At 30.1% G+C, this 2,405-nt stretch carries 2 protein-coding genes; both read right to left on the bottom strand.

Annotated features, from left to right (window positions below; all coding sequences use genetic code 11):
* Positions 1-370 precede the first annotated feature (370 nt).
* Positions 371-1,255 (bottom strand): hypothetical protein, encoded by an 885-nt coding sequence (locus ACFFU9_RS10355; protein ID WP_379861363.1) that lies wholly within the window; start codon positions 1,253-1,255, stop codon positions 371-373.
* Between the two features lie 4 nt (positions 1,256-1,259).
* Positions 1,260-2,063, bottom strand: coding sequence for a hypothetical protein (locus ACFFU9_RS10350; protein ID WP_379861362.1), 804 nt, complete (start codon positions 2,061-2,063; stop codon positions 1,260-1,262).
* Positions 2,064-2,405 lie beyond the last annotated feature (342 nt).

Genomic DNA, 2,405 nt, shown 5'->3' with positions numbered 1-2,405 from the left:
GAAAAATGGAACGCTGATAAACAGCTAATAATAATGAGAAAATTAAACGCATAATTAATAATCGAAATTTAAAAGATTACTCTTGTTTTATAGGGGTCAAAACAAGCTATAGGTAAAACGCCATTACAGGATAGACTAATAAAAAGAAGACATTTATTTCCCAAATGGTTAAAAGCTAAAAGCCAATATCAAATTTGGAGCAAAGTAAGCTCAATACATATTTAACAAGCAAAAAAAAGTGCAACCCCCAATTAGCCTTCCCTAAACGCATCGTTTTACCCATAGCGTGGCAAATTAACCGGATGCGTCAACACCCTATTCAGCTCTAGCCTATCGGCGAGCCGAATACTTAGTTATTGGCAACTGTTTTTTACCACCCAAAGCTTTTTTCTTGTTTCAAATCTCTCACTTCCCAATCATTTAACCTAATCCATTCAGTAATATCAAAGTTTTTATTTGTATTCAAATTTATTAAGCCAGGACCTGAATGCCCATAATCAGATGGGTTATGAGTATAAGCAACTCTATCATTAATAACTAACTCGTAAGCAGGGAAATTATTATGCACTCCTTTTACATGTACATCAATAGATTTGTTAGTTAAATTTTTAAAAAGTTCAATTTCTAACTTAAAATCAATATTAGGTGAAAAAGGTTCAGCAAAAGGATAACCAGCAGAAGCAGAAACCTTAATTATTGTTGTATCATTTCCTAATTCATAAAAAGAATGTTTTTTTGAATTACTGATTAGCACTTTTAAAGGAGCTTCATCTGAACGAGCAGAATGCAATTCACTACAAACACCAATATACATATCTTTGTTTGATGCACGAGGCATGTCGTCATAAAAAGGAATTCGCTTTATATATGCCTTTACTTGATGACTTAAACCTGAGTGTTGGTTATTCTTATTTCCTATTGTTCCATCTAAATGAGAGAAATGTTTAAAAATTTCGCTTCCAGAATTATAACTACCAATTTTTGTTAAATCAATTTCTGCATTTATTGCTAAGCGAGTATTATGCCCGCTATGATGATGAAACATTTCTACATTATCAGTTGCATAATAATTAGATAAAGAACCTGGTTCTGGAAGCCAAGTGTGTGTTCGAATATTAAAACTGTTTAATTGTCTTATAAACTCTTCTTTATTGTCAAGTAACCTAAAACGATTTGTGTTTTCAAAATAACTTAATAGAGGCTTGCCAAGTGACTTTGGTATAAATGCTTGAAATTTTACTGAAAGTGGAAACATTGTTTTAGTCTTTAAGATAATATTCTTGTAATTTGTAATATTTATTATACCTATTATTTAACTTATGAATATTTAAAAATGTGCCAAGTATAGGTTCTTGATTATGTTTAATCTTATATTCATTAATCATTTCTTCTTCATTCAAAAAGTAATTATCATACTTTTTAGTCTTTGTAATCACAAAAATAATTAATGGATATTTAGTAAGTCCAGTAAAATATATATTCGGGTGTTTTATATTTTGATTTTTATAAGTTTGATATTTACCATCAGCTCCTATGATAATTTCATTATTCAAATCGTTTTCATAATAGATTTTTAGCCCACCTTTATTTTGGTAATTTTGTTTTACTCCTAGAAAAGGGATAGCATTATTATGAAATTTAAATTGAGTTTTGGCGATGCCTGTTGTATCTACTTCTATTATTCGAGATGCTCCTATTCCTAAAAATCCTCCTGTCCATTTTTCTTTTTGCCCATCAGGTCTATCATATTGTATGGCAACTACACCATCATAATTTTTTGGAAGAATAATTGTTTGATTATAAGGTCGCCAAACATACCAAGATGTGAATAGTATGTATATAAATGGAAAAATAATTAAAATGAAATTCCAAAGTTGCAACTGTTGTTTAGTTAATTTAGTTTCTATTCTATTTTTTTTATAGATAATTTTTAAGAAAAAATAAACTAAAAGTAATGTTATTCCAACTATAGATATTCTCCATAGATTTGTGAATACAAAACTAATCATAAGTAAAAACCCAAATACTGTATAATATATCCCTATGTTTCTTAGTTTTTTCATTTTGTTTGCTTTGAACTCAGAGTTTGTTTAAATAGTTGCCAACGTTTATCTGTAAGGAACGTTGCGTGTTTGTGTGCGAGGATTTTCCGCAGGAAAATCAGAAGTTAGCAAACGGGCAACTAACTTTGGTTTAGCTAAAACTAGCAATTTTTTTATACGGTGTTGAACGAATCCTCCCTACCGGTCGGAAGCCCTCCTGAAAACCTCAGTACGTCTTTTCTTTTTTCAAATGTAAGAAATTTATTAATTTGTAGCTAAATTTTAAATCTATAATCATGTTTAAAAAAAAGTAAGACCATTGCTGAGCGCCCTTTTGAGGAAGTAGCAGGCTTCAGTACCCTT

This window comes from Mariniflexile ostreae (assembly GCF_042427585.1).
Lineage (GTDB): Bacteria > Bacteroidota > Bacteroidia > Flavobacteriales > Flavobacteriaceae > Pseudalgibacter > Pseudalgibacter ostreae.
Note: the sequence above shows the minus strand (reverse complement) of the source record. Positions and strands in the feature narration are given on the sequence as shown.